Source organism: Streptomyces sp. NBC_00435 (assembly GCF_036014235.1).
Lineage (GTDB): Bacteria > Actinomycetota > Actinomycetes > Streptomycetales > Streptomycetaceae > Streptomyces.
The window spans coordinates 12,308-35,313 of record NZ_CP107925.1 but is presented as its reverse complement, the minus strand read 5'-3'; the positions used below and the strand labels follow the sequence as shown (position 1 = coordinate 35,313).

18 protein-coding genes are annotated in these 23,006 nt (G+C 71.0%); 10 read left to right on the top strand and 8 right to left on the bottom strand.

The features are described 5' to 3' along the window. Position 1 precedes the first annotated feature (1 nt). Positions 2–250, top strand: coding sequence for a hypothetical protein (locus tag OG389_RS35935; RefSeq protein WP_328304472.1), 249 nt, complete (start codon positions 2–4; stop codon positions 248–250). A gap of 98 nt (positions 251–348) precedes the next feature. On the opposite strand, the gene OG389_RS35930 is transcribed toward OG389_RS35935, so the two are convergent. Continuing rightward, entirely contained in the window at positions 349–2,091 is a 1,743-nt protein-coding gene (locus tag OG389_RS35930; RefSeq protein WP_328304470.1) for an MFS transporter, read from the bottom strand. Between the two features lie 162 nt (positions 2,092–2,253). Here OG389_RS35930 and OG389_RS35925 point away from each other — a divergent pair, with 162 nt between their 5' ends. From OG389_RS35925 to OG389_RS35915, 3 genes are all read left to right on the top strand, one after another. After that, on the top strand, positions 2,254–3,027 hold the full coding sequence (locus tag OG389_RS35925; RefSeq protein WP_328304468.1) for a TetR/AcrR family transcriptional regulator: 774 nt from the start codon (positions 2,254–2,256) through the stop codon (positions 3,025–3,027). 148 nt (positions 3,028–3,175) lie between these two features. Next, positions 3,176–3,856, top strand: a complete 681-nt coding sequence (locus OG389_RS35920; protein ID WP_328304466.1) for an antibiotic biosynthesis monooxygenase family protein — start codon at positions 3,176–3,178, stop codon at positions 3,854–3,856. A 30-nt stretch (positions 3,857–3,886) separates the two neighbouring features. Continuing rightward, the gene (locus OG389_RS35915; RefSeq protein WP_328304464.1) at positions 3,887–4,510 is read left to right on the top strand and encodes an antibiotic biosynthesis monooxygenase family protein; all 624 of its coding nucleotides are present in this window, start codon (positions 3,887–3,889) and stop codon (positions 4,508–4,510) included. A 170-nt stretch (positions 4,511–4,680) separates the two neighbouring features. Here OG389_RS35915 and OG389_RS35910 read toward each other — a convergent pair whose 3' ends face one another. Then, positions 4,681–5,643: an aromatase/cyclase gene (locus OG389_RS35910; protein WP_328304462.1), complete on the bottom strand. Its 963-nt coding sequence runs from the start codon at positions 5,641–5,643 to the stop codon at positions 4,681–4,683. 202 nt (positions 5,644–5,845) lie between these two features. Between OG389_RS35910 and OG389_RS35905 the strand changes: the two genes are divergently transcribed. Further along, a complete protein-coding gene (locus tag OG389_RS35905) occupies positions 5,846–6,838 on the top strand; it encodes an aldo/keto reductase (protein ID WP_328304460.1) in 993 nt (330 codons plus the stop codon). A gap of 186 nt (positions 6,839–7,024) precedes the next feature. On the opposite strand, the gene OG389_RS35900 is transcribed toward OG389_RS35905, so the two are convergent. The 6 genes from OG389_RS35900 to OG389_RS35875 are packed head-to-tail and all read right to left on the bottom strand — an operon-like array spanning position 7,025 to position 14,525. Then, a complete protein-coding gene (locus OG389_RS35900; RefSeq protein WP_328304458.1) occupies positions 7,025–7,786 on the bottom strand; it encodes an SDR family NAD(P)-dependent oxidoreductase in 762 nt (253 codons plus the stop codon). 7 nt (positions 7,787–7,793) lie between these two features. Further along, entirely contained in the window at positions 7,794–9,464 is a 1,671-nt protein-coding gene (locus tag OG389_RS35895; protein WP_328304456.1) for an FAD-dependent monooxygenase, read from the bottom strand. Between the two features lies 1 nt (position 9,465). After that, positions 9,466–11,178, bottom strand: coding sequence for an FAD-dependent monooxygenase (locus OG389_RS35890; protein WP_328304454.1), 1,713 nt, complete (start codon positions 11,176–11,178; stop codon positions 9,466–9,468). Continuing rightward, positions 11,168–12,262, bottom strand: coding sequence for a class I SAM-dependent methyltransferase (locus OG389_RS35885; RefSeq protein ID WP_328304452.1), 1,095 nt, complete (start codon positions 12,260–12,262; stop codon positions 11,168–11,170). Before OG389_RS35885 ends, OG389_RS35890 begins: the two co-directional genes overlap by 11 nt. Further along, on the bottom strand, positions 12,259–13,488 hold the full coding sequence (locus tag OG389_RS35880) for a cytochrome P450 family protein (protein ID WP_328304450.1): 1,230 nt from the start codon (positions 13,486–13,488) through the stop codon (positions 12,259–12,261). The genes OG389_RS35885 and OG389_RS35880 overlap by 4 nt, the downstream gene beginning before the upstream one ends. A gap of 8 nt (positions 13,489–13,496) precedes the next feature. Further along, a complete protein-coding gene (locus OG389_RS35875) occupies positions 13,497–14,525 on the bottom strand; it encodes a methyltransferase (RefSeq protein ID WP_328304448.1) in 1,029 nt (342 codons plus the stop codon). Positions 14,526–14,731: 206 nt separating this feature from the next. Here OG389_RS35875 and metK point away from each other — a divergent pair, with 206 nt between their 5' ends. The 5 genes from metK to ahcY are packed head-to-tail and all read left to right on the top strand — an operon-like array spanning position 14,732 to position 22,819. Further along, complete coding sequence (gene metK, locus OG389_RS35870) at positions 14,732–15,940, top strand: methionine adenosyltransferase (RefSeq protein ID WP_328304446.1); 1,209 nt, start codon at positions 14,732–14,734, stop codon at positions 15,938–15,940. 1 nt (position 15,941) lies between these two features. Further along, entirely contained in the window at positions 15,942–16,925 is a 984-nt protein-coding gene (locus OG389_RS35865) for a carbohydrate kinase family protein (protein WP_328304444.1), read from the top strand. Beyond that, the gene (gene metH / locus OG389_RS35860; RefSeq protein ID WP_328304442.1) at positions 16,922–20,428 is read left to right on the top strand and encodes a methionine synthase; all 3,507 of its coding nucleotides are present in this window, start codon (positions 16,922–16,924) and stop codon (positions 20,426–20,428) included. Before OG389_RS35865 ends, metH begins: the two co-directional genes overlap by 4 nt. Continuing rightward, a complete protein-coding gene (gene metF / locus OG389_RS35855; RefSeq protein WP_328304440.1) occupies positions 20,425–21,369 on the top strand; it encodes a methylenetetrahydrofolate reductase [NAD(P)H] in 945 nt (314 codons plus the stop codon). The genes metH and metF overlap by 4 nt, the downstream gene beginning before the upstream one ends. Continuing rightward, positions 21,347–22,819: an adenosylhomocysteinase gene (gene ahcY, locus OG389_RS35850; protein WP_328304438.1), complete on the top strand. Its 1,473-nt coding sequence runs from the start codon at positions 21,347–21,349 to the stop codon at positions 22,817–22,819. The genes metF and ahcY overlap by 23 nt, the downstream gene beginning before the upstream one ends. Positions 22,820–23,006 lie beyond the last annotated feature (187 nt).

The following is a 23,006-nucleotide window of genomic DNA, read 5'->3' as shown; positions in this document are numbered from 1 at the left end:
GATGCCCACCCTGACGATCAGCATCAGCATGACCGACGACGCGCCGACCTCGGCGGCCCCGGAGACCACGGCCGTACGCCTCGTCTCCTGCCTGCCCGAGGCCTGGCGAGTGGTCCCCGTCTCGATGACCGCCCGCTCCGCGACCCTGTCCCTGACGATCCCGGACGGCACCCAGCCCCCGGCGGTCCTGGAGACCCTGGACGCGACCTTGTCTACCGCCCTGTTCACGGGCTGGACCCGCAATCGGTGACCTGGGGGCGCCGGGCACCGGAGGGGCCGGCAGCACATGACGGACGGCCGGCGGAGAGGTTCTCCGCCGGCCGTCCGTCGTACGGGCGCTCGCGCCGGTCAGTGGCTTCCGGTCGCCACGAGTTCCAGGATCTCGTCCTCGTCCCTGGCCCGCAGCGGAAGCAGGAAGGCCAGCAGGAACGTGGCGCCGAAGAGGCCGACCGTGATCCAGGCCACCCACTTGATCGAGTGGGTGAACGCCACCTTGCTGGCGGTGGACGCCGACTCGCTGATCGCCTTGCCCACCTGCTGCCCGGCCTCACCCGAGGTGACGACCTGGCGTGCGGTGTTCTCGAGGCTGCCGCAGCTGGCGGGGGTCGCCTTCTCGTCCTCCGAGGTGGTGCTGTCGTGCAGGCAGGAGCGGAAGTCCCCGAGGAGCCGGTCCTGGTCGGTGGCGGTCACCTGAGCCGCGGTCAGTTCGTGGCGCAGGGCGGGGGTGACCGAGTCCGCCGCGGGACCCGAAGCACCGCCGAGGAGGCCGAAGAAGACGGTGCCCAGGATGGCCACACCGACGGCGCTGCCCAGCTGCTGGGTGGCGCTCAGCAGACCGGAGGCGGAACCGACCTCGGTGTCGTCCACACCGGCCAGGATGATGTCGAACAGCGGGGCGACGACGAAGCCCATGCCCACGCCGCAGACCCAGATCGGGAGGCTGATCTGGAGGGAGGTGACGTCGGTGCCGTAGTGGCTGATGACCCACAGGATGCCGAGGACACCGATGGACTTGATGACGAGACCGATGTGGATGACCTTGCGGCCGATCTTCCCGGAGAGGAAGCCGCCGCCGATTCCCGCGCCGACGACGATGCCGACGGCCCAGGGCACGGTGGTCAGGCCGGTGCGGATGGCCGAGTAGCCGAGCCCGATCTGCATGTAGAGCGTGAAGATGAGGAAGTATCCGGCCATGGCGCAGTAGAACAGCACGGCCACGGCGATGCCGGCCACGAAGGGCCGCTTGCGCAGCAGGCTCGTGACGATGAGCGGCGAGCCGTTCGCGGCCTGCTTGCGGTACTGCTGCCAGGCGAAGAGCCCGAACGCCGGCACGGAGGCGAGCATCATCCCGAACATCCAGGTCGGCCAGCCCTGCTCACGGCCCTGCACCAGCGGGTAGACGAGCAGCAGTACGGCGGTCGAGACCAGCACCATGCCGGTCCAGTCCAGACGGGAGGCCTTGGCGGAACGCGACTCGGGGAGCAGCGCGGACGCGGCGCCCAGGGCGAGCAGTCCGAGCGGGATGTTGACCAGGAAGATCGTGCGCCAGCCGAGACCGAAGAGGTCGGCGTTGATCAGTACGCCGCCCAGCACCGGCCCGCTCGCCGCGGCGAGTCCCATGAAGGGGCCGACGGCCGCGAACGCGGCGGCGGTCTCCTTGGCCGGGAAGGCCGACCGGATGATGCCGATGACCTGCGGCACCATCACCGCCGCGAAGGCCCCCTGCAGCACTCGGCCCGCGATCAGCATCTCGGTCGAGGTGGCGAGCCCGCACACCAGTGACAGCACGGTGAATCCGGCGACACCGGTGAGGAACATCCGCTTGCGTCCGAAGACGTCGCCGAGGCGTCCGCCACTGATCAGCAGGACCGCGAAGGACAGCATGTAACCCGCGGAGATCCACTGGAAGGACGCGAAGTCACCGCCCAGGTCGTCGCGGATGGACGGCATCGCCACATTGACGATCGAGCCGTCGAGCAGATCCATGAAGTCAGCCGACAGGACGACGAAAAGGATCAGCCAGCGGCGCAGGGCCGAGGTGGGAGCGGGGCTTTCGGCGGCCGGTTCGGGCCGGCTGAGGGCGGTGGTCATGACGGACCCCTTCGGACGGGCAGGGCGGAGAAGGACGGAAAACAATCTCAGGAACGGTGTTCTGGTCACGAACGGCGTTCGTTCACGAACACTGTTTTACTGGCGAACGGCGTTCGCGTCAAGTACGATGTTCGAAACGCGAGATGAAGGAGGTGGCGAAGAATGACGAAGACCCAGCAGGCACCCCGCGACGCCGCGGACCTGCCGCCCCTGCCGTGGGCCCGCCCCGCCAAGAAGGTGCAGGTGCGCCAGCCGCTCAGCCGCGAGGCGATCGTCGACGCGGCACTGGCCCTGGTCGACAAGGAGGGGCTCGACGCGCTGAGCATGCGAAGGGTCGCCCAGGAACTGGGCACCGGGGCCGCCTCCCTGTACGCACACGTGGCGAACAAGGAGGAGCTGCTCGCCCTCCTCTTCGACCGGGTGTCGGGCGAGGTGCTGCCGGCCGCGCCCGACCCGGAGCGCTGGCAGGAGCAGATCAAGGAGTTCTGCCGGGACTCCCGGCGGGCGATGCTCGCCCACCGCGACATGGCCCGTATCGCACTCGGCCAGATCCCGGTCGGACCCAGCGCGATCATGGTCCTGGAAGGGATGCTCGGCATCCTGCGGGCCGGCGGGCTGTCCGACCGTGCCGCGGCCTACGGGGCCGACGTGATCGGCAACTACGTCTCGGCGTGCATCCTTGAGGAAAGCCATGGCCGGGGGGACTCCCATTCCTCGGTCGAGGGCGAAGGCGAGGGTGAAGGCGGGGACGAAGGCGGGGACGAAGGCGCGGAGCGCGATCAGATGGAGGCGTACTTCGCCTCGCTCCCTCCCGAGCGGTTCCCGCACCTCGTGGCCCTCGCCGGCACGTTGATGGCCGGTGACGCCGACGAACGCTTCGACTTCGGCCTCGACGTCGTCGTGGCCGGACTCGCCGCCCACGCGGGGCGTGACTGAGGGCCCTTCGGCCGAGCCTGCCGCAGATCGCTCGTGAGCCCCTCAAGGGGCGGTGGACCCCCTGTGTCCACCGCCCCTTGAGGCGGTTTCAAGGGTTCGGCGCGACCGTTGCCTCTCCGCAGACAGCAGCGTGCGAAAGGCGGCAGTCATGGCCGGCAAGCCCGATGAGGAGCTGGACTTCAGCAAGCTCTTCACCGTCATCAACACCTTCACCCTCAAGGACCCGGCTCAGGACAAGGAGTTCGAGCGCCGCTTCCTGGACCACGTCGAGTGGATGCGCCGCCAGGAGGGATTCGGTTCCCACCAGGCCGTCCGCCTCGTCGAGCGGCCCGGCGTCTACGTCAACCTCGGTTGGTGGCTGGCGCCCGAGGCCTTCCAGAACGTCCTGCGCAGCGAGACGTTCCAGGCGCACGCCAAGGAGTTCCACGAGCTCGTCGACGTGACCGCGGACCCGTCCAACAACGTCCTGCGGATCAACGCGACCGAGACCGCCGGCGACCGGTCCGAGTTCACGAGCCCGATCATCGTCATCGAGCACCTCACGACCGAGGCCGATGCCGCCGAGTTCGAGGGCACCTACCAGGCGTACGCGGACTTCGTTAAGGCGCAGTACGGGTTCGGCTACTCCGACCTCAGCCGCTCCCTCGTCCGCCCCGGCGCCTACACCGCGACCACCTGGTGGTGGTCCGAAGAGGCGTACCTCGCGGTGCAGGAGAGCAAGGAGTTCACCGCCGTCAAGGCGGCCGCCGAGGTCCGCCCCGAGCGTGCCGCGCACCTCGCCTGGAACCGTGCCGCCACCGCCGAGGAGATCGCGGCCTCCGCGGCCTGACCCCGAACACCGACCTGGAGGTGGGCCACCGTGGCCGACTCAGCCAACCCGCTCGACGACGTGGTCATCGTCGTCACCGAGTTCCCGACCGGGTCCGGCCCCGGTGATGTACCCCCCGCGTACGACACCTCGGTCGCCGCGTTCCGCCACCAGGACGGCTTCCTGCGGCACCAGCTGCTGCAGGCCGTCGGTACGGGCGAGCGACTGGGCGTCGAATGGTGGCGCGACGGGGCATCGGTGTCCGCCGCCGAGCCGCTGCGCACCACTCCGGCACCCGCCCTGATGCGCAACGCCGCCCATGCGGAGCCCCGCATCCCCGAGGGCCACCCCTCCGAGTACGGGTCCTGGGAGGTGGACGTGGAGACGTACACCGTGCGCGACGCCGCCGACTTCCGCCGGCGGGTCGTGGCGCTCGGCTCCACGCTGCGCCGCCAGGACGGCTTCCGGTTCTGGCTGCTGCTGGCCGACCGGGCCGATGGGGACCGGGTCCGCGCCCTGTCCTGGTGGCGGGACGCCGACGCCCTGGGCGCTGCGCGCAGCGCGCCCGCCGTGCGCCACCGCCGCGCTGCCCTCGCCGACTCGGCCGGCGTCTCCTCGCGGCACGCCGTCAACGTCGTCTACGGAGACGCGGAGTCGGTCGACAGCGCGGCCTGAACACGGCAGACGGACACAGACACAGACACCGAGGCCGCCCGCACATCGTGCGGGCGGCCTCGTGTTGTGTTCACGGACGCCACCCGGAAGGTCCCCGCCCACGCGGAAGGCCCGGCCGGGAAACCCCGGCCGGGCGCCTGCGCGGACCGCCCGCCCCCGGGCGGCCGGGATCAGACGGTCGCCGACGCGCGCTCCTCGGCGTACGCCTTGGCGTGCCGGACGCTGCTGAGGACACCGTCCTGAAGCACCTTCGTGAGGTGGACGCGAGCGTCGGCGACCGTGGCGCCGGCGCCCAGCTTCTCCTCGATGGCCGACTCCTTGATCACGATCGTCTGACGGGCCGTGACCAGGACGCCGTCCGCCGTCTCGGCGAAGTCGCAGGAGCCGAGCATCACATCGAGCAGCGGCGGCAGACCGAGCACCTGCTTGTGGACGATCAGCTTGCCGGGCACGCACACGCGCGCCGACCGGGTGCGCTGCGCGATGCCGTCCCGCCCCTCGACCGTCATGTCGACGATCTGCAGGCCGGGAGCCTCCTCCTTCACCTCGGTCGCGGCGATGTGCGGCAGCCGCTCCGGCCAGGCGCCGGCCTCGTAGAGGAAGCCGTAGACGTCATCGAGCGAACCGTGCACCAGCAGGCTCTCCTCGTGCTCCAGGGTCAGTTCCTGGAGTTCCGCCCAGCGTTCCGCGATCGCCTTCGTCTGCTCCAGCTGCCCCTGCACATTGCGGTCCAGGCCCGCCGAGGCCCACTTCAGGGTCTCCGGGTCGTCGCCCACCACGGAGAAGTGGTGGCTGATCTCCACGGAGGTGGTGCCGTCCGCCTGGGGCGTCAGCTTCCATTCGCCGCGCATCGAGGACACCGGCGGCTTCGGCGTCTCGTGCTCGAACGTGATGGTCAGGGCCTCGCGGTCGAGCCGGCGCCGCGCGGTCCAGGTACGGATCGTCTCCTGGTCGCGCTCCACCGACCAGCGCTGGAAGACGTCCTGGGTCTCGCCGCGCTCCAGGTACTCGGCGTGCAGGTGCGCGCTGAAGTGGCGGGGCGCCTCGGTGACCTCGGCGATCAGGTCGAATACGGTCCGCGGGTCGGCGGCCACCTGGAGCGTGTGCGTGACCTCTGCGGTGGGCTGCGGCATGGGGTTCCTTTCGCGGAAGGCGAGGTGAAGGGCGAAGAGCGCGCCGACGGCGCCCTTCACCGTGACAGCGGCACCTCGACGACGCCTGGACGGCCGCTCGAAGCCGTGCTCCAGCGGGGTTCCAGCAACGGACGCCAGGGTGTACGGACACGGCACACGGGGTCTCCGCCTCCGGGCAGGCCCCCGAGGGAGGGACATCCGCATGCACACCAGGACGTTGGGGAAGTCGGGACCCGCGGTCTCAGCCGTGGGCCTCGGCTGTCTGGGCCTCACGGGGGCCTACGGGCAGGCCCCCGAAGACGCGTCGCTCGCCCTGCTGCGGCGGGCCGTCGACAGCGGTGTCACCCTGCTGGACACCGCCGACTTCTACGGCGGCGGCGCCGGTGAGGAACTCATCGGCCGCGCCGTCGCGGACTGCCGCGACGAGGTCGTCCTGGCCACCCGCGGCGGAGTGTCCGCCGCGTTCCCCGGCGGCCCGCCCACCCTCATCGACGGCACCCCCGCCCGGCTGAAGCAGGCCTGCGAGGACTCCCTGCGCCGGCTCGGCACCGACCGGATCGACCTCTACTACCTGGGCCGCATCGACCCCGCCGTGCCCGTGGAGGAGAGCGTCGGCGCGCTCGCCGAACTCGTCGCCGTGGGCAAGGTCCGGCACATCGGCCTGTCCGAGGCCGGGCCCGACCAGCTGCGCCGGGCGCACGCGGTGCATCCGGTCGCGGCCCTGGAGAGCGAGTACTCGCTGTGGGAGCGGCACGTCGAGGACGACATCCTCCCCGTGACACGGGAGCTGGGCATCGGCTTCGTCGCGCACAGCCCGCTCGGCCGCGGGTTCCTCACCGGCACGCTCACCTCCACCGAGGGCTTCGGCGACAAGGACATCCGGCGCAACCACCCCCGCTTCCAGGGGGAGAACTTCGACCGCAACCGCGTCCTGCTCGCGGCCGTCCAGGAGGCCGCCGCCGTCCGCGGGGTGACGACGGGCCAGCTCGTCCTCGCCTGGCTGCTCTCGCGCGGCGAGGACATCGTGCCGATCCCCGGCACCCGCAGCGAGAAGCACCTCCTGCTGAACGCGGCCGCGGCCGACATCACGCTGACCGCCGCCGAATCGGACCGGCTGGCCGCACTGCTGCCGCCCGAGGCGGTCGCGGGCCCGCGCCACCCCGGGCACCGGGCGGCACAGAAGTCGGCGTCCTGAGCGGTCACCCGCCCGCACCCCGCACCCCGCACCCCCCACCCTGCGCCCCCGCGCCCCGACCGGACCGGTCGGCGGCCCGGGGGCGCAGGTGTGCGGGCGGGCGTGTGCGTACCGCTGTCGCCGCACACACGGGGGCGGGGGCCCGGCCTGATCGCCGGACCCCCGCCCCTCTCGCGTACGTACCGCTCAGCGCCCGCCGGCGATCGTCACCGACTCCCCGCTGATGTTCCCGTTCGCTTCGGAAGCCAGGAACAGCACCGTGTCCGCCACCTGCTGAGGGGTGCTCAGCCGGCCGCTCGGAGCCCGCGACTCCTCGCCCTTGCGGATGTGCTCGGGCAGCTTGCCGAGGACCTTCCCGGTGAGCGTCATACCGGGTGCCACCAGGTTCAGCAGCACCCCGTCGGGCGCCGTGTCCCAGGTCAGCGCGCGCGCCAGACCGTGCAGGGCCGCCTTGGACGCGGTGTAGATCTCCGCACCCTGCTTGCCCTCGTGCACGGCCTGCGAAGACAGCAGGACGATGCGGCCCCAGCCGCGTTCGCGCATACCGGGAAGCACCCGCTGCACCGCGTGGACCGTGCCGAACAGGTTGTCCTGCAGGAACCGCGTCCAGTCGGCCGCGGCCACGTCCTCGAAGTGCGCCCCCGGCCGCCGCGGCGGCACCCGGTCGGCCGCCGCGGTCACCAGCACGTCGATCCCGCCCCACCGGCCGGTGACCAGGTCGACGGAGTTCCCGAGGGTCTCCGGGTCGCCGAGCGGCGTCGGCACGGCCAGGGCGAGCCCCCGGTCCTCGCCGAGCTCCCGCGCCAGCTCCTCGGCCGCCTCCGCCCCGCGTCCGTAGCCGAGCGCCACCCTGGCGCCCGCCGCGTGAAAGGCCCGGGCGATGGTCCCGCCGAGGTCACCGGTGGCACCGGTGACCAGGACGGTCTTTCCGGACAGTCCCAGTTCCATGATTCTCCTAGTGGTTGCGCAGGGGCTGTGGATCCTCGCGGCGCGCCGCCGTACGCCGCCCGGCGTACGCGGCCGCGTGCCCGGCGACCACATCCGCCGTCAGTACCTCGCCGCGGGCCGCCAGATAGCCGTCCGGGCGGACCAGCAGCCAGCCGCCGGGTCGTGCGCCGAGGTCCCCGGCGAGCAGTCCGTCCGGGTCGGCGAGATGGCCGTGACCGCCGCCGTCCCCGCCGACGGTGCGCACCGAGAGCCACGCGCCGTACTCGGCGTCCAGCTGCCGCGCGACCCCGTCGCCGGCGTCCCCGAAGACCAGCAGCGTCCAGTCCACGCGGCGCAGTTCGGCGAGCAGCTCCGGCCACCCGCCGCTCCCGGCCCGGTCCGCCGCGACCCGGCTCACGCGCATCCCGGGTACGGGCTGCGGCTGCTGCTGCTGCTGCCCGTCCGTGGCGGGGGCGGACGCGGTGAGCGGTGAGCCGGCGTAGTCCAGGCCGAGCGCGGACATGCCGCCCATGATCTTGCGTTCCAGACGGGTGCGCAGCGGCCGCACGCTCGTCACCGCCTTGAACATCAGCGGTACGAGCACACCCGCCACCGGGTGCTTGAGCTGGATCAGCGAGGTGGCCCGGTTGGTGGAGCCGAGCAGCGCCGCACCGACCGGCACCCGCTCGTCCGAATAGCTGTCCAGGAGCGACTCGTCGGCGTGCCCGCGGATCACCGAGGCGAGCTTCCAGCCCAGGTTGTACGCGTCCTGGATACCGGTGTTCATGCCCTGCCCGGAGGCGGGGCTGTGCACGTGGGCGGCGTCGCCGGCGACGAAACAGCGGCCCTTGCGCATGCCGGGCAGCATCCGCTGCTGGATGGTGAACGCCGACACCCAGGTGGGGGTGGAGACGCGCACCGGCCGGCCGAGACCGGCGGCGAGCTTCTCCTCGAAGCGGACGCGCACCGCCTCGGGGTCGGCATCGTCCGTGTCGTGCGTGTCGAGCAGCCGCCACCGGTTCCGGTCGGGGAACGGCACCGCCATGATGGTGCCGCCGGGCGTGCGCAGCCAGTAGAGGCTGTTCTTCGGCAGATCCGCGTCGACCTCGGCGTCGGCGATCAGCCAGGTCTCGCTGGAGCTGCCGATCAGCTGCAGGCCGAGCTGCTTGCGGACGGTGCTGTGCCCGCCGTCGCAGCCCACCAGCCAGTCGGACGCGACCTCCTCGCTGCGGCCGTCGGGATGCGTGAGCAAGGCCCGCACCCCGTGTCCGTCCTGCTCGAGGGAGTCGAGCCGGACACCCCACTCGATGGTGCCCCCGAGCCCGGTGACCGCGGTGCGCAGGGCCTCCTCGGTGAGGGTCTGGTCGACCATCAGGGTCATCGGGAAACGGGTCGGCAGCTCGCTGTAGTCGGCGCCGAGTCGGGCGAGCCGGCGGCCGTTCTGGTAGAGCGTGAACGCCTGCACGACCTGGCCGCGCGGCAGCAGGCCGGGCAGGATGCCCATCTGGTCGTAGATCTCCAGGCTCCTGGCATGCGTGGCCAGGGCCCGGCTGGTGACGGCGGGCCCTTCGGCCGCCGCCACCAGCCTCACGCGGATACCGCGGCGCAGCAGTTCGTGAGCGGCGGTCAGGCCCACCGGCCCGGCCCCGACGACCAGCACCTCGGGGCGCTCGCGCGTCATCGTGTCGGTAGCGTCCACGTCAGGCGTCCTGCCCCGCGGGCCCGAACCAGCGTACGAGGCTCTCGCGCAGCGCCTCGGCCTGGCCGTCGGCCGGAGCGTCGGCCGCGGCGACCCACGCGGTGTATCCGTCGGGCCGTACCAGCAGCGCGTCGGCGCCCAGGTCACGCTCGGAGCGGGCGCTCACCACCTGAACCCGCCCGGCCCAGGCCTGCGCCTCGGCCCGCAGGTCCGCGCGGTCGGAGAGGTCCACGAAGAGCGCGAGCCCCCCGTGCAGCAGCGTCGGCAGCGGCACGTCACCGTCCGCGGTCTTGAGGTCGACACCCGGCGTGAGGGCACCGAGCAGCCGGTGCGGCCGCTCACCGCCGTCTCCGCCGTCGCCACCGGGACGGCCGGGTCCACCGGGACGGCCGGGTCCACCAGGTCCACCAGGTCCACCGGGTCCACCAGGACGGCCGGGACCACCCTGCCCACGAACCCAACCGGGCGCACCGGGCCCACCAGGTCGGCCAGGTCCACCGGGCCCACCGGGCCCACCAGGACGGCCACCGCCGTCGCCCTCACCACCGGTCCCCGTGAAGTCGTAGCGGATGGCGGCGCCGGTCACCAGATGGGCGAGGTGCCGGTTGACGTCGGGGTACTCGAGCAGCTCCACGAACAGCGAGCGCACCGTCCCCGCGTCCTCACCCGGATCCATCAGCGACAGCTGCACCCGGCTGTTGTCGAGGACGCGCCGGGCGACCGGGCGCCGTTCGGCCTCGTAGCTGTCGAGCAGCGTGTCGGGCGCCTGGCCGCGCACCACGAGCGCCAGCTTCCAGCCCAGGTTGGCGGCGTCCTGGAGCCCGAGGTTCAGGCCCTGGCCCCCGTACGGGAAGTGCACGTGCGCGGCGTCGCCGGCCAGCAGCACCCGGCCGTCGCGGTAGGCGTCCGCCTGCCGGGTCGCGTCGCCGAACCGGGTCAGCCACATCGCCTCGTCCGCCAGCGGCAGTTCCCGCCCGAGGACGCGGAGCACCGAGGCACGGAACTCCTCCATGGTCACCGGCGCGTCGCGGTCCGGGTGCGGCCGACCGAACTCGGTGACGATGACACGGGTGGTCCCGGTCGGACGCGGGTTGACGTTGATGGTGCCCGCCGCGGTGCGGGTGATCCCGCGCCGCACGCCCTCCATCGAGGTGAGCACCACATCGCCGAGCAGCGCGCCGACCGTGGCCTCCGTGCCGGGGAAACCGATCCCGGCGAGCTTGCGCACGACGCTTCGGCCACCGTCGCAGCCCACCAGGTAGGGGGCGCGCAGCTCGTACGGACCCTCGGGCCCGGTCACCGTCACGGTGACCGCGCCGCCGTCCGCGTCCTGGCGCAGGTCCGTCACCGCGTGGCCGAAGCGCAGTTCGGCGCCCAGCGCCACCGCGCTCTCGTCGAGGACCTCGACGACCCGCGTCTGCGACACGTTCAGCAGGTACGGGTGGTCGGCGTCCATCGCGCCGAGGTCGAGCAGCGGCCACAGCCCCGCGTACGGCATCATCGGCAGCCGCTGCGGATCGGCGTCCAGGGTCTCGACGAGGCCGCGCCGGTCGAGCGTCTCGACCGTACGGGCGTGCAACCCCCAGGCACGGGAGTGCTCGGGGCGCCGGTCCTCCTTCTCCAGAACCACGGGGCGCAGTCCGGCCAGGGCCAGTTCACGCGCGAGCATCACCCCCACGGGGCCGCCCCCTGCGATCACCACATCAAAGTCCATCGGATCCTCGCTCCGTGGTCGAGATCAGTACACGTACGGGAAGCCGGGGCACGTCGTGCACGGCGGGCTCACCGAAACCGGCGGCCGCGAGCATCGAGCGGTACGCCCCGGTGGAGTGGACCTCGCCGGCATCGGTCCACACGAGCATCAGGAGCGCGAGCATGTGCGCGGCGTGCTCCTGCGGCAGCGGCCGGTCGCCCGAGGTGAACCCGGCCACCACGACGACGCCGCCCGGGCGCAGCACCTCCCGCACACGGCGCAACAACCGGGTCGCGCGCTCGGGGGAGTACTGGAAGAGGACGTTGGCGACCACGACGACGTCGTACGGACCGCCGAGCGGATCGGTGAACGCGTCCCCGGGCAGTGCGGTGACCCGGTCGGCCACCCCCATCCGGCGCGCGTGGCCGTCCGCGACGGCGAGCACCCCCGCCGTGTCGAGACTGGTGACACGTGCCGTGGGCCAGCGCTGCGCGAGCGTGTAGCCGAAGATGCCGTGACCGCAGCCGAGGTCCAGGACCTCCGGGTCCCGGGGCAGCGGCCCGCCGACGGCCCCCGGCGGAGCCAGGGCCTCCAGCGCGTCGGCGACCGCCCCCGCCCCGGCCTGCGTGGCGAAGGTGGCCTGCTCGGCGAAGTCCTCCCAGTAGGCGAAGCCCGGCTCCTCGGCGTTGGGCCGGGTGACGGTACCGCCCTTGCGGACGGCCGCCGCCAGATCGCGCAGGGCGTACCACTCGATGTCCCCGGCCGCGACACGCACCGCGCCGCCGCTGTACCGGGGCGAGCTGGACACCAGCAACTCACTTGCACCCGGCGGAAGTTCGTACCCATCGGGGCCGGCCACCGCGAGGCCCACCGCGGCGAGCGCGCCGAGCAGCGTGGCGGCTCCCCGGGGGTGCAGGCCGAGCCGGGCCGCGACGGCGTCGGCCGCCAGCGGCCCGTCGTCGAGCACGTCGAAGACGCCGAGCTCGACCCCGGCCCGCAGCAACGCCGTCCGCTTGAAGGCCTGGAGCGTCTCCAGGAGACCCTCCTTGGTCAGCTCGGCGACGGCCGGGCCGCCGCCGGCCGCACCACCGGCGGCTCCGCTCACGACCCGCTCCCGGCGTCACCGTCGAAGGCCACCGGCAGCGTGTGCAGACCGCGCAGTACGCCACCGCGCCACGCCGCCTCACCGTCCAGACGCAGCCCGGCCAGCCGGCGTACGACCGTACCGATCGCGAGCTGCGCCTCCAGCCGGGCGAGCGGGGCACCGAAGCAGTGGTGCGCGCCGTGCCCGAAGGCGATGTGCGGATTGGGCGAACGGGTGATGTCGAGCAGTTCGGGGTCGGTGAAGCGCTCCGGGTCGCGGTTGGCGCCGTGGCACGAGGCCAGGACCTTCTCGCCCTTCGCCACGAGCACCCCGTCGATCTCGACGTCCTCCTGGGGAATGACCGACACGACGCTGAACGAGCTCTCGTACCGCAGGAACTCCTCCACCGCCGAGTCGATCAGCTCCGGCTTCTCGATCAGCAGACGGAGCTGATCGGGGTTGGTGAGCAGCGCGTGCACGCCGTTGCCGATCAGGTTCGTCGTCGTGATGAACCCGGCGACCACCATCATCACCAGGAGGTTGACCAGCTCCTCCTCGGTCAGCCGCTGCTCCCCGTCACGGGCCGCGAGCAGCGCGCTCACCAGGTCGTCGCCGGGCTGCTCCCGCTTGGCGGCGACGAGGCCGACGATGTACTCGTGCGTGGCGACGTACGCCTCGAAGCGGTTCTGCGGGATCTCCCCGTCGATGAACTTGGCCGTGCGCGACCGGACCTCGGCCCAGTCGCTCTCGGGCACCCCGAGCATCTCGCAGATCACCGCGATGGGCAGCGGGTACGCCAGCTCGTCGAGGAGCTCGGCGCCGCCGCGGTCCGCGAACGCGTCGACCATCGAGTCGACGAGCTCCTGGACGCGCGGCCGCAGCAGCTGGATCCTGCGGTGCGTGAAGGTCTTCTGCAGCAGCCTGCGCAGCCGCGTGTGGTCCGGCGGGTCGCTGTCGAGCGAGGCGGGACCGTCCTCCGGGTCCTCCGGGTCGCGCCGTCCCATCCGCGGGTCGGCGAGCGTCGCACGCACGCTGTCGTACCGGCTGACCAGCCAGGCGTCCCCGAGGAACGGCGTCTTGACCGGGCACACCGGCTGGTGCGCCCGCAGTACGTCGAGGGTCGGGTACGGGTCGGTCATGAACTCGGGGCTGTACGGGTCGGGCACAGGAGCCCCGGCCCCGGTTCCGAGGGCCTCGTGTCCGGGGGCCTCGGCGCCCGGGGCGGGGGTCTGGGGCGAAGGGGTCACGGGGCGCCTCAGCCGGCCTTCTCGGCGACCAGGACGAGGTCGCTGCCCGTGGTGAGGATGCGCTCGGCGCTGACGACCTGGAACCCGACCTCGGCGACCAGCTCGCGGCACTCGGCGACGGTGTACTCCGAACCGGGCGTCACCAGAGCGACGTTGAGGCTGCCGAGGACACTGAACAGGTTCGGGTCCTCCTCGTCGAGCATCTGGTCGTAGATCACCAGGGCGCCGCCGGGCCGGACCGCCTCGAAGGCCCGCTTCAGCAGGGTGCGGCGCTCCTCCAGGGCCCAGTCGTGCAGGACGTGGCCGAGGATGACCACATCGGTCTGCGGCATCGGCTTCTCGAAGAAGTCGCCACTGTGGAAGAAGACCCGGTTCGCGAGGCCCAGGCGCTCCACGTGCTCGTCGAACAGCGGCTCGACCGCGGGCAGCTCGAAGACGCCACCCGTCAGGTGCGGGTGCGCCTGGGCGATGGCCGCGGCCACGTTGCCGCGTGCGCCGCCGACGTCGATGAAGGAGCTGTAGCGGCTCCAGTCCAGGGCCTGGGCGAGCTGCGGGCCGACCGTGGCGTGCGCGGAGTCCATGTGCGCGAGGAACTTGCGGGCCGCGTCCTTGTTCTCGTAGAGCTTCAGGAAGACGTCGGGGCCCGCCGCGCCCGCGGCCTTCGGCAGGCCGTCGCGCAGGGCCTCGGTGAGCTTGCCCCACATCGGCAGGTGCCGGCTGCTGGCCGTGAGCACCGCGCTGCCCAGGTAGAGCGGGCTGTCCTTGAGGAGAACCTGTTCGGTCTTCGCGGAGTTGCGGTACGTTCCGTCCTCGCGCTCCAGGAGACCGAGGGCGACGAGACCGTCGCAGAAGTCCCGCAGCAGACGCGGGTGCAGCTCCAGGCGCTCCTCGATCTCCTTGAGGGACGCGGGCCCTTCGGCGAGCAGCTCGAAAACGCCGACCTCGACCGCGCTGTGCAGCAGCTTCGACTGCGCGTAGGCCGTGTTGAGGCGACCGATCTCCACTGCGTTCGCGAACCGTTCCTGCTCCGTCGCCATGTCCAGCCTCTCCGCGGGATGGGGATTCCTGATCCGTTTTCCAGGAGCTTCGGCGGCCACTCTGGAGGCGCTCTCGAACGGGCCTGGAGGCCGCGGCCGCGCCGGCTGGTCCACCTGGCCTCCATCTCCGTGCGAGCGCGGTTCGCACCCTGGGAGGAACTGCTGGCCGCACCGGTGCCACCTCCGCATGGGAAGGACTGATTTTCGTGTCCCGCCGTCTGTTCACCTCGGAGTCCGTGACTGAAGGTCACCCGGACAAGATCGCTGACCAGATCAGCGACACGATCCTCGACGCCCTCCTCACCGAGGACCCGACCTCCCGCGTCGCCGTCGAGACGCTGATCACCACCGGCCTGGTGCACGTGGCCGGAGAGGTCACGACGAAGGCCTACGCGCCGATCGCGCAGCTCGTGCGCGACAAGATCCTCGAGATCGGCTACGACTCCTCGACCAAGGGCTTCGACGGCGCCTCCTGCGGCGTGTCGGTGTCCATCGGCGCGCAGTCCCCGGACATCGCTCAGGGTGTCGACACCGCGTACGAGAAGCGTGTCGAGGGCGATGAGGACGAGCTCGACAAGCAGGGCGCCGGCGACCAGGGCCTGATGTTCGGCTACGCCTGCGACGAGACGCCCGAGCTGATGCCGCTGCCGATCCACATCGCGCACCGGCTGTCCAAGCGCCTTTCCGAGGTCCGCAAGAACGGGACCATCCCGTACCTGCGTCCCGACGGCAAGACCCAGGTCACCATCGAGTACGACGGCGACAAGGCCGTCCGTCTCGACACGGTCGTCGTGTCCTCGCAGCACGCGGCGGACATCGACCTGGACTCGCTGCTCGCCCCGGACATCCGCGAGTTCGTCGTGGAGCACGTGCTGAACCAGCTGGTCGAGGACGGCATCAAGCTGGAGACCGAGGGCTACCGCCTCCTGGTCAACCCGACCGGCCGTTTCGAGATCGGCGGCCCGATGGGCGACGCCGGCCTGACCGGCCGCAAGATCATCATCGACACCTACGGCGGCATGGCCCGCCACGGTGGCGGCGCCTTCTCGGGCAAGGACCCGTCCAAGGTCGACCGCTCCGCCGCCTACGCGATGCGCTGGGTCGCGAAGAACGTCGTGGCCGCCGGACTGGCCTCGCGCTGCGAGGTCCAGGTCGCGTACGCCATCGGCAAGGCCGAGCCCGTCGGACTCTTCGTCGAGACCTTCGGCACCCACAAGGTCGACGTCCAGAAGATCGAGGACGCCATCGGCCAGGTCTTCGACCTGCGCCCGGCCGCGATCATCCGCGACCTCGACCTGCTGCGCCCCATCTACGCGCAGACCGCCGCCTACGGCCACTTCGGCCGCGAACTCCCCGACTTCACCTGGGAGCGCACCGACCGCGTGGCCGCCCTGCGCACGGCCGCGGAGGCCTGACATGCGGATCGCCGTCACCGGATCGATCGCCGAGGACCACCTCATGGTGTTCCCCGGCCGGTTCGCCGAACAGCTCATCGCCGACAGGCTCGACAAGGTCTCCCTCTCCTTCCTCGTGGAGGAGCTGGAGGTCCGCCGGGGAGGGGTCGGCGCCAACATCGCCTTCGGACTCGGCCGCCTCGGCCTGACCCCGTACCTCGTGGGCGCGGCCGGCACCGACTTCTCCGACTACCGGCTCTGGCTCAAGGAGCACGGTGTCGACACCGATCACGTCCACATCTCGCCCACCCTGCACACGGCCCGCTTCGTCTGCACCAGCGACGCCGACCACAACCAGATCGGCTCCTTCTACGCCGGCGCCATGAGCGAGGCCCGCACCATCGACCTGCGCGACGTGGCCGAACGCGTCGGCGGCTTCGACGCCGTGCTCGTCTCGCCCAACGACCCGCGGGCCATGCTCCGCCACACCCGTGAGGCGAAGGAACTCGGCATCCCGTTCCACGCCGATCCCTCCCAGCAGCTCGCCCGCATGGACCGCGACCAGGTCCGTGCCCTCGTCGACGGTGCGGAGATCCTCTTCACCAACGAGTACGAATCGGTGCTCGTCCAGGAACACTCCGGCTGGACCGAACAGCAGCTCCTCGGCCGGGTCGGCACCTGGGTCACCACGCTCGGCTCCGAAGGCGTCAGGATCCAGCGCGTCGGCGTCCCCGACCTGCACGTGCCCGCCGTGCCCGTCACGGGAGCGCAGGAGCCCACCGGCGTCGGCGACGGCTTCCGCGCCGGTTTCCTCGCCGCCCTGTCCTGGGGCCTGGGCCAGGAGACCGCGGCCCGCCTGGGCTGCGCACTCGCGGCAGCGGTCCTGGGGACGACGGGCCCCCAGGGTTACGACCTCTCCGCCGACTCCCTCCTCGACCTGCTGCGCACGGCCTACGGGCCGGACGAGGCGGACCGGATCGCCCCCCACCTGGCGGTGCCGGCGTGACGGGCGGCTCACTGCGCACGGGCGGCTCGCTGCGCGAGGCGCTGGCCACGCGCGTGGTGGTGGCCGACGGCGCGATGGGCACGATGCTGCAGGAGCAGGACCCGACCCTCGAGGACTTCGAGGGCCTCGAAGGCTGCAACGAGGTCCTGAACGTGACCCGGCCCGACATCGTGCGCGCCGTGCACGCGGCGTACTTCGAGGTCGGCGTCGACTGCGTGGAGACCAACACGTTCGGGGCGAACCACGCGGCGCTCGGGGAGTACGACATCCCCGAGCGGGTGTACGAGCTGTCGGAGGCGGGCGCCCGTATCGCCCGGGAGGTCGCCGACGAGTTCACCGCGGCCACCGGGCAGCAGCGCTGGGTCCTGGGTTCCATGGGCCCCGGCACCAAGCTGCCGACGCTCGGCCACATCGACTACGGGACCATCCGCGACGCCTACCAGGTCAACGCCGAAGGACTGATCACCGGCGGTGCCGACGCGCTGCTGGTGGAGACGACGCAGGACCTCCTGCAGACGAAGTCCTCCATCGTGGGTGCCCGGCGGGCGATGGAGGCCCTGGGTGTCTCCGTGCCGCTGATCTGCTCGGTGACGGTGGAGACCACGGGCACGATGCTGCTGGGTTCGGAGATCGGCGCCGCGCTCACAGCGTTGGAGCCGCTGGGCATCGACATGATCGGTCTGAACTGCGCGACGGGTCCGGCGGAGATGAGCGAGCACCTGCGCTATCTGGCGCGGAACTCGCGGATCCCGCTCTCGTGCATGCCGAATGCCGGTCTGCCGGTCCTGGGGAAGAACGGCGCGCACTACCCCCTCTCGGCGAGTGAGCTGGCGGATGCGCAGGAGACCTTCGTGCGCGAGTACGGCCTCTCGCTGGTGGGCGGCTGCTGCGGTACGACTCCGGAGCACCTGCGGCAGGTCGTGGAGCGGGTCCGCGGTCTGAGTCCGGCCACCCGTGACCCCCGTCCGGAGCCGGGTGCGTCCTCGCTCTATCAGACGGTGCCGTTCCGCCAGGACGTCTCGTACATGGCGATCGGTGAGCGGACGAACGCCAACGGGTCGAAGAAGTTCCGGGACGCGATGCTGGAGGCGCGTTGGGACGATTGCGTGGAGATGGTCCGTGACCAGATCCGCGAGGGCGCGCACATGCTCGACCTGTGCGTGGACTATGTGGGCCGTGACGGTGTGGCGGACATGCGGGAGCTGGCCGGGCGTTTCGCCACGGCTTCGACGCTGCCGATCGTTCTGGACTCGACCGAGGTTCCTGTTTTGCGGGCGGGTCTGGAGAAGATCGGTGGTCGTGCGGTCATCAACTCGGTGAACTACGAGGACGGTGACGGTCCGGAGTCGCGGTTCGCGAAGGTCACGGCGCTGGCGCGGGAGCACGGTGCCGCGCTGATCGCGCTGACCATCGACGAGGAGGGTCAGGCCCGCACGGTGGAGCACAAGGTCGCGATCGCGGAGCGGCTGATCGAGGATCTGACGGGGAACTGGGGGATCCACGAGTCGGACATCCTCATCGACACCCTGACCTTCACGATCTGCACCGGCCAGGAGGAGTCCCGTAAGGACGGCATCGCCACGATCGAGTCGATCCGTGAGCTCAAGCGCCGTCACCCGGACGTGCAGACGACTCTGGGTCTGTCGAACATCTCCTTCGGCCTCAACCCGGCCGCGCGTGTCCTGCTGAACTCCGTGTTCCTCGACGAGTGCGTCAAGGCGGGCCTGGACTCGGCGATCGTCCACGCGAGCAAGATCCTGCCGATCGCCCGCTTCGACGACGAGCAGGTCGGTACCGCCCTGGACCTGATCTACGACCGGCGCGCCGAGGGTTACGACCCGCTGCAGAAGCTGATGGCGCTCTTCGAGGGCGTCAACACCAAGTCCCTGAAGGCCGGCCGCGCCGAGGAGCTCTTGGCCCTGCCGCTGGACGAGCGCCTGCAGCGCCGCATCATCGACGGCGAGAAGAACGGCCTGGAAGCCGATCTCGACGAGGCCTTGGAGACTCGGCCGGCCCTGGACATCGTCAACGACACCCTCCTGGAGGGCATGAAGGTCGTCGGTGAGCTGTTCGGCTCCGGCCAGATGCAGCTGCCGTTCGTGCTCCAGTCCGCCGAGGTGATGAAGACGGCCGTGGCCCATCTGGAGCCGCACATGGAGAAGTCGGATGCGGAGGGCAAGGGCACCATCGTCCTGGCCACGGTCCGCGGTGATGTCCATGACATCGGGAAGAACCTCGTGGACATCATCTTGTCCAACAACGGCTACAACGTCGTGAACATCGGCATCAAGCAGCCGGTCTCGGCGATCCTGGAGGCCGCGCAGGAGCACAAGGCCGATGTGATCGGTATGTCGGGTCTGCTGGTGAAGTCGACGGTGATCATGAAGGAGAACCTGGAGGAGCTCAACCAGCGCAAGCTGGCGGCCGACTACCCGGTCATCCTCGGCGGCGCGGCCCTGACCCGGGCCTACGTCGAACAGGACCTCCACGAGATCTACGAGGGCGAGGTCCGCTACGCCCGCGACGCCTTCGAGGGCCTGCGCCTCATGGACGCCCTCATCGCCGTCAAGCGCGGAGTCCCCGGCGCCACCCTCCCCGAACTCAAACAACGCCGCGTCAAACCGGCCGTGATCCAGGTCGAGGAGCGCCCCGAGGAAGGACCCTCCCGTTCCGACGTCGCGACCGACAACCCCGTCCCCACCCCGCCGTTCTGGGGAACGCGCGTCGTCAAGGGCATCCCGCTCAAGGACTACGCCTCCTGGCTCGACGAGAACGCACTGTTCAAGGGCCAGTGGGGCCTGAAGGAGACCCGCTCCGGCAACGGGCCCTCGTACGAGGAACTGCTGGAGAGCGAAGGACGCCCACGCCTGCGCGGGTGGCTGGAGCGGCTGCACACGCAGAACCTGCTGGAGGCCGCCGTGGTCCACGGCTACTTCCCGTGCGTGTCCAAGGGCGACGACCTGATCCTCCTCGACGACACCACCGGCAACGAGCTGACCCGCTTCACCTTCCCCCGCCAGCGCCGCGGCCGGCACCTGTGCCTCGCCGACTTCTTCCGCTCCGACGAATCCGGCGAGATCGACGTCGTCGGCCTCCAGGTCGTCACCGTCGGCTCCAGGATCGGCGAGGCCACCGCCAAGCTGTTCGCCTCCGAGTCCTACCGCGACTACCTCGAGCTGCACGGCCTGTCCGTCCAGCTCGCCGAGGCCCTGGCCGAGTACTGGCACGCCCGCGTCCGCTCCGAACTCGGCATCTCCGCCGGCGACCCGGCCTCCGTCGACGGCATGTTCCGTACGGAATACCAGGGCTGCCGCTACTCACTGGGCTACCCGGCCTGTCCCGACCTCGAGGACCGGGCCAAGATCGCCCACCTCCTGAAGCCGGAGCGGATCGGGGTCGAACTCTCCGAGGAGTTCCAGCTCCACCCCGAGCAGTCGACCGACGCCATCGTCCTGCACCACCCCGAGGCGAGCTACTTCAACGCGGGAGGCAACCGGCCATGAACACGTTGCGCGACACCCTCGCGAGCGGGAAGCCCAGCTTCTCCTTCGAGTTCTTCCCGCCGAAGACCGAGACGGGCGCCCGCACCCTGTGGTGGACGATCCGCAGGATCGAGACGCTCTCCCCGACGTTCGTCTCGGTCACCTACGGAGCCGGCGGTTCGTCCCGCGACCGCACGATCGAGCTGACCAAACGGATCGCGGCGGAGACCACCCTGCGGCCAGTGGCCCACCTCACCGCCGTCGGTCACTCCGTCGCCGAGCTGCGCCACATCATCGGCCAGTACGCGGACGCGGGCGTCCGTGACGTCCTGGCGCTGCGCGGCGACCCGCCAGGCGACCCGAACGCCCCCTGGGTCCCGCACCCGCAGGGCCTCGACCACGCCCACGAGCTGGTCTCCATGGTCAAGGCGTCGGGAGACTTCGGCGTCGGTGTCGCCGCGTTCCCCGAGCGCCACCCCCGCTCCACCGACTGGGACAGCGACATCCGCCACTTCGTCGCCAAGTGCCGCGCGGGCGCCGACTACGCCGTCACGCAGATGTTCTTCCACGTGAACGACTACCTGCGCCTGCGCGACCGGGTCGCGGCCGCGGGCTGCCTGACTCCCATCATTCCGGAGATCATGCCGGCCACCGACGTACGCCAGATCAGGCGCTTCGCCGAACTCAGCGGCGCGGCCTTCCCGGAAGACCTCGCCCACCGGCTCGAAGCGGCCCGCGACGATCCGGCCGAAGGCCACCGCATCGGCGTCGCCCACGCGAGCGCCATGGCCGAACGCCTCCTCGCGGAGGGTGCGCCCGGCCTGCACTACATCACCCTGAACCGCTCACCGGCGACCCTGGAAATCCACCAGAACATCCAGAACATCCGGAGTGCCCATGCCGCCCCGGCGCCGGCACTCCACCAGACAAGGAGCATCCGTGTCCCCGCAACCCACCAGTGACGCCTCGGACTTCGCCGACTTTAAGGTCGCGGACCTTTCCCTCGCCGTTTTCGGGCGCAAGGAGATCACCCTCGCCGAGCACGAGATGCCGGGCCTGATGTCGATCCGCCGGGAGTACGCGGCTTCGCAGCCGCTGGCCGGCGCCCGAGTCACCGGTTCTCTGCACATGACGGTGCAGACCGCCGTGCTCATCGAGACTCTCGTCGCGCTGGGCGCGGATGTCCGCTGGGCCTCGTGCAACATCTTCTCGACCCAGGACCACGCGGCCGCCGCCATCGCGGTGGGCCCGAACGGTACGGTCGACAACCCGCGGGGCGTCCCGGTCTTCGCCTGGAAGGGTGAGACGCTGGAGGAGTACTGGTGGTGCACGGAGCAGGCGTTGACCTGGCCCAACACCCCCACCGGTGGCCCGAACATGATCCTCGACGACGGTGGTGACGCCACCCTCCTCGTCCACAAGGGCGTCGAGTTCGAGAAGGCCGGCGCCGCCCCGGACCCGTCCACGGCGGAGTCCGAGGAGTACGGCTACATCCTGACCCTCCTCAACCGCACCCTGGGTGAGTCCCCGCAGAAGTGGACGCAGCTCGCGTCCGAGATCCGCGGCGTGACGGAGGAGACCACCACGGGTGTCCACCGCCTCTACGAGATGCAGCGGGACGGCGCCCTGCTCTTCCCGGCGATCAACGTGAACGATGCCGTCACCAAGTCGAAGTTCGACAACAAGTACGGCTGCCGCCACTCCCTGATCGACGGCATCAACCGCGCCACCGATGTCCTGATCGGTGGCAAGACCGCTGTCGTCTTCGGCTACGGCGATGTCGGCAAGGGCTGTGCGGAGTCGCTGCGTGGGCAGGGCGCGCGTGTGATCATCACCGAGATCGACCCGATCTGTGCGCTGCAGGCGGCGATGGACGGCTACCAGGTCGCGACGTTGGACGATGTGGTGGAGAGCGCGGACATCTTCATCACGACCACGGGCAACAAGGACATCATCATGGCCGGGGACATGGCCAAGATGAAGCACCAGGCGATCGTGGGCAACATCGGTCACTTCGACAACGAGATCGACATGGCTGGTCTCGCGAAGATCGAGGGCATCGTCAAGGACGAGGTCAAGCCGCAGGTCCACACCTGGAAGTTCCCTGACGGCAAGGTTCTCATCGTTCTGTCGGAGGGTCGTCTGCTGAACCTGGGCAACGCGACCGGTCACCCGTCGTTCGTGATGTCGAACTCGTTCGCGGACCAGACCCTGGCCCAGATCGAGCTGTTCACCAAGCCGGCCGAGTACCCCACCGGCGTCTACGTGCTGCCCAAGCACCTCGACGAGAAGGTGGCCCGTCTCCACCTCGCCGCTCTCGGTGTCAAGCTCACCACCCTGCGCCCCGAGCAGGCCGCCTACATCGGCGTCGAGGTCGAGGGCCCGTACAAGCCGGACCACTACCGCTACTGACCCCTCCCCGCAGCCCGGCCCCTGGAGAAGGGACCGGGCTGCCGGTGCGGGGTGACCGCGCCGGCCCGCGGGTCCCACGTCTGCGCGGCCCGCTCACGGTTGCGCCCGCTCACCGGGCCCAGAGCCCGTTCGCAGCACTTCACGCCGCCTCGGACACTGGTCGGTCGACGATGCCTGTACGCACGGT

Bases quoted from the DNA above. Each gene is read 5' to 3' on its own strand.
- OG389_RS35935 (WP_328304472.1), top strand. From the start codon at position 2: ATGCCCACCCTGACGATCAGCATCAGCATGACCGACGACGCGCCGACC.
- OG389_RS35930 (WP_328304470.1), bottom strand. From the start codon at position 2,091: ATGACCACCGCCCTCAGCCGGCCCGAACCGGCCGCCGAAAGCCCCGCT.
- OG389_RS35925 (WP_328304468.1), top strand. From the start codon at position 2,254: ATGACGAAGACCCAGCAGGCACCCCGCGACGCCGCGGACCTGCCGCCC.
- OG389_RS35920 (WP_328304466.1), top strand. From the start codon at position 3,176: ATGGCCGGCAAGCCCGATGAGGAGCTGGACTTCAGCAAGCTCTTCACC.
- OG389_RS35910 (WP_328304462.1), bottom strand. From the start codon at position 5,643: ATGCCGCAGCCCACCGCAGAGGTCACGCACACGCTCCAGGTGGCCGCC.
- OG389_RS35905 (WP_328304460.1), top strand. From the start codon at position 5,846: ATGCACACCAGGACGTTGGGGAAGTCGGGACCCGCGGTCTCAGCCGTG.
- OG389_RS35900 (WP_328304458.1), bottom strand. From the start codon at position 7,786: ATGGAACTGGGACTGTCCGGAAAGACCGTCCTGGTCACCGGTGCCACC.
- OG389_RS35890 (WP_328304454.1), bottom strand. From the start codon at position 11,178: ATGGACTTTGATGTGGTGATCGCAGGGGGCGGCCCCGTGGGGGTGATG.
- OG389_RS35875 (WP_328304448.1), bottom strand. From the start codon at position 14,525: ATGGCGACGGAGCAGGAACGGTTCGCGAACGCAGTGGAGATCGGTCGC.
- OG389_RS35865 (WP_328304444.1), top strand. From the start codon at position 15,942: ATGCGGATCGCCGTCACCGGATCGATCGCCGAGGACCACCTCATGGTG.
- metF (WP_328304440.1), top strand. From the start codon at position 20,425: ATGAACACGTTGCGCGACACCCTCGCGAGCGGGAAGCCCAGCTTCTCC.